General features: G+C 62.4%; 9 protein-coding genes. 2 read left to right on the top strand and 7 right to left on the bottom strand.

From position 1 onward, the window contains the following. From KW838_RS24110 to hflK (KW838_RS24095), 4 genes are read right to left on the bottom strand one after another with little or no spacing between them, the layout of a single operon-like run. Nucleotides 1-1,911, bottom strand: a complete 1,911-nt coding sequence (locus tag KW838_RS24110) for a cation-translocating P-type ATPase (RefSeq protein ID WP_218503782.1) — start codon at nt 1,909-1,911, stop codon at nt 1-3. After that, nucleotides 1,908-2,966, bottom strand: coding sequence for a protease modulator HflK (gene hflK / locus KW838_RS24105; RefSeq protein WP_218503781.1), 1,059 nt, complete (start codon nt 2,964-2,966; stop codon nt 1,908-1,910). The genes KW838_RS24110 and hflK (KW838_RS24105) overlap by 4 nt, the downstream gene beginning before the upstream one ends. Then, nucleotides 2,963-4,006 carry a protease modulator HflC gene (gene hflC / locus KW838_RS24100; RefSeq protein WP_218503780.1) on the bottom strand — a complete coding sequence of 348 codons (1,044 nt, stop codon included), beginning with the start codon at nt 4,004-4,006 and terminating at the stop codon, nt 2,963-2,965. The genes hflK (KW838_RS24105) and hflC overlap by 4 nt, the downstream gene beginning before the upstream one ends. Beyond that, nucleotides 4,003-5,961 (bottom strand): protease modulator HflK, encoded by a 1,959-nt coding sequence (gene hflK, locus KW838_RS24095; RefSeq protein WP_218503779.1) that lies wholly within the window; start codon nt 5,959-5,961, stop codon nt 4,003-4,005. The genes hflC and hflK (KW838_RS24095) overlap by 4 nt, the downstream gene beginning before the upstream one ends. Nucleotides 5,962-6,175: 214 nt before the next feature. Here hflK (KW838_RS24095) and lpdA point away from each other — a divergent pair, with 214 nt between their 5' ends. Then, on the top strand, nt 6,176-7,576 hold the full coding sequence (gene lpdA, locus KW838_RS24090) for a dihydrolipoyl dehydrogenase (protein WP_218503778.1): 1,401 nt from the start codon (nt 6,176-6,178) through the stop codon (nt 7,574-7,576). Between the two features lie 123 nt (nt 7,577-7,699). On the opposite strand, the gene KW838_RS24085 is transcribed toward lpdA, so the two are convergent. Beyond that, the gene (locus tag KW838_RS24085) at nt 7,700-8,173 is read right to left on the bottom strand and encodes an Lrp/AsnC family transcriptional regulator (protein WP_007969928.1); all 474 of its coding nucleotides are present in this window, start codon (nt 8,171-8,173) and stop codon (nt 7,700-7,702) included. 145 nt (nt 8,174-8,318) lie between these two features. Here KW838_RS24085 and KW838_RS24080 point away from each other — a divergent pair, with 145 nt between their 5' ends. Continuing rightward, on the top strand, nt 8,319-8,948 hold the full coding sequence (locus KW838_RS24080; protein ID WP_126048389.1) for a LysE family translocator: 630 nt from the start codon (nt 8,319-8,321) through the stop codon (nt 8,946-8,948). Between the two features lie 3 nt (nt 8,949-8,951). Here KW838_RS24080 and KW838_RS24075 read toward each other — a convergent pair whose 3' ends face one another. Both KW838_RS24075 and KW838_RS24070 read right to left on the bottom strand, forming a co-directional pair. Then, complete coding sequence (locus KW838_RS24075) at nt 8,952-11,069, bottom strand: hypothetical protein (RefSeq protein WP_218503777.1); 2,118 nt, start codon at nt 11,067-11,069, stop codon at nt 8,952-8,954. Next, the gene (locus KW838_RS24070) at nt 11,056-12,252 is read right to left on the bottom strand and encodes a DUF3142 domain-containing protein (protein WP_218503776.1); all 1,197 of its coding nucleotides are present in this window, start codon (nt 12,250-12,252) and stop codon (nt 11,056-11,058) included. The genes KW838_RS24075 and KW838_RS24070 overlap by 14 nt, the downstream gene beginning before the upstream one ends. Nucleotides 12,253-12,389: the final 137 nt, after the last annotated feature.

Below are 12,389 nucleotides of genomic sequence, written 5' to 3'. Positions count from 1 at the left end.
TCAGACTTCGTCCTTGAGCTTGAGCAATGGCTCCTGAAATCGCAGCAATCGACCGGCATTGCCCAAGACCAGCAAGGTGCTGAGGTTATGCAACAACGCCGCAATCATCGCCCCGGCAGCGCCGAGCCAGCCGAACGCGGCGAAGGCCACAATGGCCAGGGTCCAGCCGAGCCCGATGATCACATTGACCTGCAATGTCTGGCGGCACTGACGACTCAGGCGCACGCAGGTGCCGAGGCGACGCAGGTCACTGCCGATCAGCACGATGTCAGCCGATGCCAGGGCGATGTCTGCACCGCCTGCGCCCATGGCTACACCGACCACACCCGCCTTGAGGGCCAGTGAATCATTGATGCCATCGCCGACCACCATCGGCCGGAAGCCGCTGTCGATTTCCTTGAGCACGCGGTTGAGTTTGTCTTCGGGCAGGGCTTGCGCTTCGACGTCACTGATCCCGACATCCCGGGCGAGCGTTTGCGCAACACTATGGCGGTCACCCGTGAGCAACAACTGACGACCCAGACCCAGTTCACGCAACTCACCCAAGGCAAACTGCGCCTCGGGTTTGACGCTGTCGGCCAGCAACAGCCAGGCTAGAAACGCCCCATTGAGCGCCAGCCCGGCAATCGGACCATCGTGATCGGGAACCGCCGTTGTACTGATGCCCAGCTGCGCGAACAACTCCGGCCGGCCGAGTGCCGCTTCGCCCTGCCCGGTCATCGCCACCACGCCCAGGCCCTGGCGCTCATGAATGTCGGTCAGCAGCAGAAAATCTTCCTGGGCCACCAACCCCGCGAGGGCGCGGCTGACCGGATGACTGCTAGCCGAGCCGAGGCTCGCCGCCAGCGTCAGGACATGGCTGCGATCCTCCAGCGGGCTGTCGATGGATTGCAGGCGCAAGGTGCCGAAGGTCAGCGTCCCGGTCTTGTCGACCACCAGCGAGGTCAGGTCCGCCAACTCTTCAAGGAACGCGGAACTGCGGATCAGAATCCCGTGGCGTGCCGCCACCGCCACACCCGCAATCGCCGTGGCCGGCGCCGACAACACCAGCGCACAAGGACAGGCCGCCACCAACACCGCGAGCATTGCCTGGGCGTTGTTGGTGATGAACCAGGTCACGGCCGCCAGCAGCAACACCAGCACCATGTAGCTGCCGGCGTAGCGCTCCAGCAAGCGGGTAATGGGCGGCTTCGAACGTTCGGCGTTTTGCATCAGGGCAATCACTTTGCCGAGGGTCGACTCATGGCCGGTGCGGGTCACTTCGATTCGCAACAGACCATCGAGGTTGATCGCGCCACCGAACACCGACATGCCGGCACCGGCCTCCATCGGTACCGATTCGCCGGTAATGGAGGCAGTGTCCAGACTGGCCTGGCCGGACAACACCCGGCCATCCGCCGGTACCCGGTCCCCGGCGCGCACCTCGACTCGATCACCGGCCTTGAGCGTGCCGTTGTCGACTTCGATGATGGAGCCGTCCGCCTGAATCTTTCGCGCGTGGCTGCGGGTCAGTTTGCCGAGGGCGTGAATCGCCTCCTGGGAACCGATCACGCTGCGCTCCTCCAGCACGTGACCGAAGATCATGATGATCGGCAACAGGGCCGCTGTCAGCAGATCCCCGGTGGCCCAGGCACCCAGCATGGCCAGGGCAATCAATTGATCAGTGATGCCGTGCAGGCTTGGATAACGCAGGCTGTACCAGGCCGAACGCATGACCGGTACAGCAACCAGCAACGAAGCAAACCCCAACAGCAACTGACTGACACCGGTCTGCTCCGGCGCCAGCCAACGCCAGATCAGGCCCAGTGCAAGCAGGCCCAATGCGAGCATGGCCAGGGTCAACTGGCGTGCGGCGCGGCGCTGTTCGGCCGAAGACAACAGGCTCGGTGCGGCGGCGGTTTGAGCGGTCATTGTGCAGCTCCCTGAATGATCAGGCGGGAATCGTCTTTGGGATCGACCGTGGTGACTGAAGCGGCCTGGCCGAGAATTTTCGGCATGCGCTCGCGATAAATGCGCAACAGCATCTGCGGGTCGACACCTTGCTGCCGGGCCTTGGCCAGGCTCAACACGGTAGCCGTATCGGCAGACGCTTTGGCCAGCCGCTCACTCGCTTGGGCATGGGCCACTTGCAGCGTACGGTCGGCTTGCTCGTTGGCGGTTTGCGTCAGCTTCTCGGCTTCGGTGCGTGCATTGGCGACGGCCTTGTCGGCTTGCTGGCTGGCGGTCAGAACCGCGTTGAAAGCGTTCACCGCAGGACTGGGCAAACTCGATTGCACATCGACCCGTGCCACTTCGATGCCCAAGCCTTGCCCTGTTGCAGCAAGTTCGGCCAGCCGTTCATTGATGCCCTGCACCAGATCACCGCGCAAACGCTCGCGTCGTTCCGCCGCCTGGCTATCGGCGCCGATCAGTTCCGGACGAGCGACCAGAATGGTGTCCAGATCCCGTGCGGCCGTGAGTGCCAGTGCGCTGCGGGTCACCAGCCGATCCAGAGCCGGCAACACATGTTCGCCCTGAAGCACAAACGCATAGGGCTCGGTGACCTTGTAGAAAACCCGCACATCGAGTTGCACCACGCCGGCGTCACCCGTTAACAGATAGCCGGAGCCTGCGAGGGCATCGCTGATAGGCGTGGCAAAACTGGCCACGCGATCAGCCTGCGTCGCGGCATCACTGCGCAACAGGCTTTCCACTCGACGCTCAATCACCCGATCCGCCGCCGGCAACAAAACCACCTGCTCGAAGGGTTGCGGCCAAGCCAGAAGCAGCCCGGCATTCTGAATGCGATCCAGCGCGCCGAAATGCAAAACCACGGCGCGATTTTGTGGATCGATCTGCCGCACATTGGAAAACGCCCAGGCCAATGCCGCCAACACCGTCACCGCATACAGCGCAATAAACGCCAGGCGCCCGGCCTGAATCCACGGGCTGCTCAACTCATTTGTTCCACGTGGAACCAAACTCATGGCTGCGATCCGGACTTGTTATCGAGACTCGGCGGACCGTCTACCAACACCCGGAACGGTGCCGCGTCGGTGCGCAGAATCAGCTTGGTGCCCGGGGTCACCACCGTGCCCAAGGTGTCGAGCGAGCGCAGCAGGTTGTAGAGCTGCGGCGATGCCGCATAGGCGCGACCATAAATCTGCGCCGCTTCGACCCGCGATTGCGCTTCGATATCTGCCGCTTTCACTGTGGCATCAGCCTGCACAATTCGCGCATCACGTTCGGCGGTAGAACGAATTTGTGCGGCTTCACGCTTACCGATAGCCGTGCGTTCAGTGGCGATGGTTTCACGCTCGGCGCGCATCCGGTCGACGGTCGCGGTGAGCGTTACCGAAGGCAGCGTCAGTCGTTCGATACCGACTTGCAGCACGCGCACGCCATAAGTGGTGAGCAACTGCTGATCGATTTGCTTGCGCAGTTGCGTTTCGAAATCGGCGATGCGTACCTGGCTGGCATCGGTATTGACCAGGTTCGCCAGATCAAAACTGCTGGCGGTGGTCTCCAGTGCAGAGCCGACAAAGGTACGAATCTGCCGCGCAGCCTCATCAGGCTGGTTCTGCACCGCCCGCATGAAACGTTGCACATTGTCCGGATCGCCCTGCACCTGCCACGCCACATAGGCCTGGACGATGATGCGCAAACCGTCCCGGGTGCCGACATCCTGCAAACCGCTGGACGTGGTGCGCAGCCGCAGATCCACCGGAATCGCCGCCTCGAACGGCGCCGGCCAGCGCCAGCCCAGCCCCGGCTCCAGCAAGACTCGTGAAGGGTTGCCGAAGCGCGTGATCACTGTGGCCTCCCCCGAACGCACCTGCACCAGGCTCGCGGCGGCGACTGCAAACGCCACCAGCAATGCCGCCCAGCCCATGCGGCGCCACGGGAACGGACCGGCCTCCTGCGGATCGCCGTGGTGATGATGGTGATGGCCGTGATGGTGATGCCCGCCATGGCCGTGATCGTGGCCGCCGTGGTCATCGTGATCGTGCGTCTGGGACTGGCTCAATTGGCAGCTCCTGGCTGAACGGTTTTACGCGACGGCGCGGGGTCTACCGGCAGCGTGAAAGTACGGAGGTCGATGGTCGGCGCATTGCTGCTGCCACCCAGACGATGATCGAGCACCAGCAATCTGGCGTTGGCCAAACCCTGGGACAACTGACTGAAATACTGCTCCAGCACGAAGGCCTGGCCAGCGCTGGCATAGGCTTTCTGCTCAGCGTTGAATTTCAGGTCCGCAGCCTGGGCGCCCGCATTGATTTCACGGGCGCTGGCCGTCGCCTCATCACGGGCGATGCTGGCCTGCAACTGCGCCTGGTTAGTGGCTTCGGCGGCGGCACCGCGTTCACGGGCAATCAAGGCTTGCGCCCCAATCTGCGCCGCTTGCACGCCGTGATAGGCGTTGGCGGCACCGGCCGGCGGGTGAATCGCCTCGACCACCGTGGCGAGAATTTCCACGCCGCTGTCGAGTTTTTCCAGGTCCGCCTGTACGGCGCGGCCGATTTCTTCCGCCAGCCCTACCCTGTCCTCACCCAGTAAACCGTCGAGGGTGCGCGAGGCAAAATCGTGAACCAGAATTCGGCTGGCCGTGCTGCGAATCAACATCGGCACATCGGCACTGTTATAGGTCGCGGCCAATGCCGCCTCATCGCTCAGTCCGATGCGATAGACGAAACGCACATCCATGTTGACGATCTGAAAGCTCTGCTTGTCGGCTCGGCTGCTGGCGATCACTTGGGATTTGTCGTTCACATGGCTGGCGTCCCACAGGCGATTGGCAATTGCCGGAGCCGGGCCTTCGGCAGGGTCGGCCTGATCAGGGGACGTGGTTTCGCCAACACTGGTGGCCAACTCGTGAACTACGCCATTCTCGACGCTCAACACCCGGCCCAATGGCCAAGGCAGACCTAGATGCAAACCCGGGCCAAACACCTCCACCGGCTTGCCGAATCGCTCATAAATGCCACGCCCTTGCAGCGCAATTTCATGGATGCCCGTCAGCGACCAGCCAACCAGCGTAACCACCCCCAAAACCGGCAGTAACGCCCGACGCATGTAAGTGAAAGCCCAGATCTGCCGCAGATCTATACCGAAGCGGTTGTGTAATTCGTGCTGTAACGCCAGCAATGGCTGTGGTGGCCAGCGCAGCATGTCGGCGACAAAGCTACGCGCCAGTAGCTCCGGCTCAAGGCGTTCGCGGCGCGGACTGAACAATGACAACACCGCACGCAGCAACAGCTCTGCCGCCACCAGCCCCGGCAACAGTCCGGACAACACCGCCAGGCGTACGGGCCATACCGAGGTTTCATCGGCAAACAACAGACAAAATGCAGCGAGTAACAGGCTGATGATCAGCACACGGGTCAATTGCGCCAACGCGGCGGCTTCAGGCCATTGCGCGGTGTTTTCCTGCGCCAGATGGCGCTCCATCACCAACAGGCCGAAGGCCAACAGCAATGAGCACGCCGCCCCGACAGTGGCTGCCAACCCCAGCCCTGCCGGGGGTAAAGAAAGGTCCCAGGCCTGTTCGACGCCCAATACTGCCAACAATGCCCAACCGCCAAGCCACAGCGTCGGCGCGCCAATTTGCCCGAGCAGGTTTTGCGATTGCCGACTGATCCGGTCCAGCAAACGTTCATACCAGCCCAAAGGCTCGGCGGATTCCTCCACTACAACCACCGGCGTCACGGGATTCATGGCGCGGGCACGCCATTGGGCGACCCACCAGGTCGATTGCAAACCCGCTATCAGCACCACAAACGCAGCGCTCGAATTCAACAACAACGCTGGCCACAGCGTTTTCGAGGCGAACAGCCCGGCAAAAAATGCCAGCAACGCACCCACGGTGGCGAGTACGCCCGCACCGATGGCGAATTGGCGCAATCCTCGCCCTTGAATGAACGCCTGCTGAAAGCGCGGCAACCCGGCCAGTGGCGTTTCATCAACATCGAGATCGACTTGCATACCACCCCAGAGCGTCTTCGCTTACAGGACAATTCGTTACGATATAACGAAAATAGTGAAATTTCCGTATTCAAGCGCGCTATCTAAAGATGCCCAACCTGTCGCTTGGCTGAAGCCTTGACCGAAAGGCTGCGGCGCGCACATATTACGTTCGTAATTTTATCCAGGAACTACTTTTACCCATCCCTTCCCCTTTCGATCCAGGAGTACATCCATGAGCACTTATGACGTCGTGATACTCGGCGGTGGCCCCGGCGGTTACAACGCGGCGATCCGCGCCGGACAACTGGGTCTGAAGGCGGCCTGCGTGGAAGGGCGCGCCACACTCGGTGGCACCTGCCTGAATGTCGGTTGCATGCCATCCAAGGCATTGCTGCATGCCTCCGAACTGTACGACGCGGCCATGGGCGCGGAATTCGCCAACCTGGGGATCGACGTCAAGCCCAGCCTCAACCTCGCCCAGATGATGAAGCAAAAGGATGAAAGCGTTACCGGGCTGACCAAGGGCATCGAGTTTCTTTTCCGCAAGAACAAAGTCGACTGGATCAAGGGCTGGGGCCGCATCGACGGGCCGGGCAAAGTCACGGTGACCGACAGCGCCGGCGGCAAGACCGAACTGAGCGCCAGGGACATCATCATCGCCACCGGTTCCGAACCCACACCCCTCCCCGGCGTGGACATCGATAACAAGCGCATCCTCGACTCCACCGGCGCCCTGGCGCTGACCGAGGTGCCCAAGCATCTGGTGGTGATCGGCGCTGGCGTGATCGGCCTGGAGCTGGGTTCGGTCTGGCGGCGCCTGGGGGCGCAGGTGACGGTGGTCGAGTTTCTTGACCGGATCTGCCCCGGCGTAGACATCGAAGCCGGCAAAACCCTGCAACGCTCCCTGAGCAAGCAAGGCTTGAGCTTCAAGTTGAGTTCGAAAGTGACCAGTGCCACCACCTCCGCCACCGGTGTACAACTCAGCATCGAGCCTGCCGCAGGCGGCACTGCCGAGTTGCTTGAAGCGGATTATGTGTTGGTGGCCATTGGGCGCCGACCTTATACACAGGGCCTGGGCCTGGAGAACGTCGGCCTCGCCACGGACAAGCGCGGCATGCTCGCCAACAAGGGGCATCGCACCCAAGCCGCCGGAGTCTGGGTGATTGGTGACGTGACCTCCGGCCCCATGCTCGCGCACAAGGCCGAGGACGAAGCCATGGCCTGTGTCGAACAGATCGTCGGCAAGGCTGGCGAGGTCAACTACAACCTGATTCCCAGCGTGGTCTACACCCGGCCGGAGCTGGCCAGCGTCGGCAAGACCGAGGAGCAGCTCAAGGCCGAAGGCCGGGCGTATAAGGTGGGCAAATTTCCGTTCACTGCCAACAGCCGGGCGAAGATCAACCATGAAACCGAAGGCTTCGCCAAAGTGCTGGCCGATGAGCGCACGGACGAAATCCTCGGCGTGCATCTGGTTGGCCCGAGTGTCAGTGAAATGATCGGCGAGTATTGCGTGGCCATGGAATTCAGCGCCTCGGCCGAAGACATCGCCCTGACCTGCCACCCACACCCGACCCGCTCCGAGGCGTTGCGCCAGGCGGCGATGAATGTGGAGGGGATGGCGACGCAGATGTAGAGCTTTAAGCGTTGCAGTGACTGTTCTATCGCCTTCGCGAGCAAGCCCGCTCCCACATTGGTTTTGTGGCGCACACAAATCAAATGTGGGAGCGGGCTTGCTCGCGAAGGCAGACGACTCGGTCTAAAGCGGCAAATGTTCCAGCGGCAACGCCCCCGGCGCCTTCACCGTATGAATCGCAAAATTGCTGCGGATGTCGCTCACACCCGGCAGCTTCAACAAACGCCCGGTGAGAAACCGGTCATAGGCACGCAGGTCCGGCACCACCACCTGCAGCAGAAAGTCCGACTCCCCTGATACCAGAAACGCCGAAATCACCTCGGGCAATGCTGTCACCGCCAGGCGAAAGGCTTCGGCCTGTTCGTCGTTATGGCGCTCGACCTTGACCCCGACAAACACCGTCAGCCCCAACCCCACTTCGTCGCGATCCAGATTGGCCTGATAGCCGCGAATCACCCCCGCTTCTTCAAGCATCCGTACCCGGCGCAAGCACGGCGATGCCGACAGGCCGATCTCGTCTGCCAGTTGCACATTGCTCAGGCGGCCGTCCCGTTGCAGTGCGGCGAGAATCTTGCGGTCATAGGCGTCGAGTTTCATGGCTTGGCAGATTCCGATGGTGCATGTGAAAGACAGTGGCAGATTATGCCAATACAGCCCCCGATAGTAGCTGACAACGCAAGCACCTGCCCTGCCCTCCGGCCCTAGACTGGCACGACCGAATCGACAACGAATGGGGGTGAACGTGGACGGACTCTGGATGTTTTTCATGGCGCTGGCGGTGGTCTATCTGTTGCCGGGGCCTGACATGATCCTGCTGTTGCAGACGGGTGCTCGCCAGGGCAAAGGCGCCGCGCTGGCCACCGCCGTGGGTTTGGGCATCGCCCGGGGTTGTCATGTGGGACTGGCGGCGCTGGGGCTGGCAGCGCTGTTCAAGGCGGCGCCCTGGACCTTCGATGTGGTGCGCCTGGCTGGCGCCGCGTACCTGCTGTGGATCGGTATTCAGTGCCTGCGAACGACGATGCTGCCGAACCTCGGAAGCGCCGACACAACCGGCGAAAAACCGCGCTGGAGCATAGCCATCCGGCGCGGATTGCTGACCAACCTGCTCAACCCCAAGGCACTGTTGTTCTGCTCGGTGCTGCTGCCGCAATTCATCAACCCACAGGCAGGGCCGGTGCTCGGACAATTTGCGACCCTGGGCGTGGTGCTGGTCGGTGTCGGTCTGCTGTTCGACAGCGCTTACGCCCTGATCGGCGCGGCACTCGGCCGTTGGCTGCAACGCAGCCCTTCAGCCCAGCGCCTGCAACAATGGTTGTTCGGCAGCCTGTTGATCGGTTTCGCCGTGCGGCTGACCTTTGTGCAACAGGCTTGAACCTCATGGCGCCTTGCGGCGGCGACGCTTGAACAGCAACAGCGCGACTGCCGCGAACGCCAGTACGCTACCGACCTGCAACGGCGTCTTGTACGGGCGCAAGGTCGAACGCGCCGCGTCGGTGACTTGAGTCACGTAGCGCTTGTCGGCGTTCTCGAAGTCGGGGTACGGGCACTGGTGGCCGAAGTCGGCGGCCCATTCCACGTAAGGCCCTTCTTTGACATAACGCTGATAAATCGCACTTTGCTCCTCAAGGCTGCTGTTCCACCCCGAGGCCTCGCACAGCACCGCCGCAAACGCCTGACTGGTGTGAGGCAAGTTATCCGCCGCCCTGCTCGCCAGCGCCGTGGCCACGAAGCGATAGTGATAACGCTGATCGGGCTGGGCGGCGCTGGCCTGCTGACGCTTCACTTCGTCCTCGGCCATCAATGGGCCGACCTTGAGTTCGGCGTTTTCGAGGATGTAATTGCCGCCGAACGTGGCGTAATCCGGCGCCATTTCGTAGCCCAGGATATCCATGCCCCACTCGCGCGCCGTCCAGGCGGCATTGAACAGTGCAGCGGCGCGATGGGTCGGCCACCAGGCTGAATCTGCCGCCTGGCGTTGCTCGCCGTACAACCTGGCCTTGTGCCGCAAGCCGTCATTATCGAAGTACGCCAGCGCTTGCTCGTAATGGCCTTCGCGCAACAAACGCCGCCCCAGCAAATTGCGCAGGCTCGCTGCCACTGGCAAGGGCACGTAGTTGTCACGTTCCTGCTGGGTGAGCGGTGGCGGGGCCGGCACTTGCGTGTCGACGTAGTGCTTGAGTTCTTCGAGGGTCAACACGCGCTCGGCAACAGTGGCGGCGTCGAACCAGTAAATGCTTTGGCTGCGATACAGCTGATCGAAGGCTTGCAGGTAATCCCCGCGTTGCAGGGCGAGGATCGCACTTTCACCCTCGACCCGGCATTTGGGCTGAAGCGTTTCGTAGTCGTAGTCCGGAGTGCGTCGCTCGCCCCAGGATTCATTCTTCGGGAAGGCCTGGGCCGCTTTGGCATAGGCTGCGGCGGCCGCGGTTTTGTCGCCGTCGCGCACCGCCAGTTTTGCCCGTAGCCACCAGGCCAACCCGCCATCGCCGGCATGCTCGAGGAACGCCTTGGCGCTGGCGTAATCGCCCTGTTGATAATTCATCGCCGCCAGGCGGTCGGCGTTTTCGAGACTTCCGCGCGTGCTGTTTTGCAACAGCTTGATCATTTTCTGTTCGTTCGGTGGTTGCTCGCCAAACGACCAGCCCAAGCGGCTGATCAGGGACGCTGTCACCAACTGCTGCACGGGCTGGCCCTTGAGCAACTCGGCCACTTGATCATCCGGCAGCGTCATCAGGTCCGCCATCAACAGCTTCAACGAGGAATAGCCCACCGCGGAGCCGTGCAGATTCTGCGTGGCGTACAGCTCGATGGCTCGGTTCCAGTCACCGGCAGTGCGCACGACCCGGGCTTCTTCGCCGAGGCTGGCGACACCCAGTTCCAGCAGATCGCTGAAGCCGTCGATGCTCAGTTGCCGGGTTTGCTCGAAGGCCTTTGCCGATTGTTCGAGCAGATCCGGCGCCGCATTGGCTTCGGCACTCATGGCGAACAACGCGCGCCCCAGCGAGTAAGCCGCCCAGGTGCTGCGCGAAGCCCGTTGCTCGGCGGGCAAGGCCAGGACTTTCTTGAAATACCCGGCGGCCAAGGCATTATCACCCGCGCCAAATGCCACAGCGCCCGCCAGGTACCACCTGAGTTCGGGCGGCAGTTGCGCGCCTTCGGTTTCAACCTGACGGGCATCCGTCAGGCCGCGCAGGTGTTTAACCAACACTTGTTGCTCTGCGGAAAGTCCCGCCTGTTCGGCCTGATCCCGTAGCGCTACCGCGTCAGGTTGATCGCTATAGTCGGCGCCAGCGGTGACGTTCTTCAAGCCGTTGATGGCGTGGCCGAGGCGGCTGATTTCAAAGCTGAAGTTGCCTTCGGGCAGTTCCGCCAGCGACTGGCCACGGTTATCCAGCAGGCGCATGGGGAAGTCCGGGCCGCAGGCCAGCGCCGAACCCAGCGGCATGCTGAGGCTCAGGCAAAGCAAATGACGCGGCCAGTTACGGGTGAACATTCGAACCTCCTTGATCAATGTGTGCGCAGCGAGCCCAACCGATGGCACGCTGTCCGCCGGCCGGAATTCGGCCATCGCGCAGGCGGGTGAAGGTAAGCAGATCCGGTCGCTGTTGCAACGCGTAACCGGCCAAGGCATCGGCCCCGTCACAGCCGCTGACCGCGAGTGTCAGGCGTTCGGGCCAGGCGCTGTCGAGGTTGCCCTGATTGCTGATGCCGATGTCATAGAGCCCATTGTCGGCCGAGAGTTGCAGCGTCAACTGACTGTCGAGGACATCAGCACGCGCCACGGCGCGCAAGGTGGTCAAGCTCCAGGCCCGGCGGTCGTTGGCCAATGGCAGGCGAAACCAGATCAAGCCCGCCAGATGCTCGGGTGGATCATCACGCAGTTCGGTGCCAAGGGTGCGCAGTGACTGCGGATCGGCGAGTAATTCCCGGCGCAGGCCTTCGCGCTCCAGCGTCACTTCGCTCTCCACAACCGGTGCGCCGTCCGCCGACGGCAGCAACGCCACGCCGTAGGCTGGCAGCGCCAGATAGAACGGTTTGGTCGTGACGCGGCTCCAGGCCTTCGCCCATTGCCGGGCCTGATCGGCATCAAACAAGCCACGACGCGGATCGCTCACCGCGTGCACCTGCAACACGCTGCTGTCGACTGTGGATAACAACGCCGGCAGTTCATGACTGTCGAGCCAGGACGGCAGCGCCGTGATGCTCAGCGGCAGCGAAGTCGGCAATGCTTCACGCAGATGCGCGAGAAATTCGCGGTACGAAGGTAGCCGGGTATTACCGGCATCGTGGTCGATTTCTACGCCAGCGAGGTTCAACCCTTGCCCCTGCCAGTCGCTGATCACCTGATGGATCTGTGCGGTGACCTCTTGCTGATTGAGTGCCTTGAGCTGCCCGTCCAGGCGCACCACCGCAATCACCGGCCGACCATCGCGCCTGAGCAATACCGGATCAATGCGGGCACGGCTCCAGCCGGCCTCGGGGAAGGCCTGCAAGGCCAGCACCCGCAACGTTGAAAAGTCGGCACGGCTGTCTCTGAGGGCGGCGTCGTGGGCCGGCGTCCACTGTCGCTGCCAGACGTAGAGTTGCTGATCCAGCGGCGGCGCGTCGTGCCTTTCGCATCCGGCGGTCAACACCAGCGCCAGCAGCAAGGCGATCGAGCGAGTGAAAAAAACCATTGAAACGCCTGTTCCTGAAATGCAGAAAGGGCCGCAAACCTTGTGGGAGCGGGCTTGCTCGCGAAGGCAGTGGGTCAGCAACGTTGATGTTGACTGACACGACGCCTTCGCGAGCAAGCCCGCTCCCACAATGTCAG

It is taken from the genome of Pseudomonas sp. PDM27 (assembly GCF_019219205.1).
GTDB lineage: Bacteria > Pseudomonadota > Gammaproteobacteria > Pseudomonadales > Pseudomonadaceae > Aquipseudomonas > Aquipseudomonas laurylsulfatiphila.
This window is presented reverse-complemented; position numbering and strand designations above follow the sequence as displayed.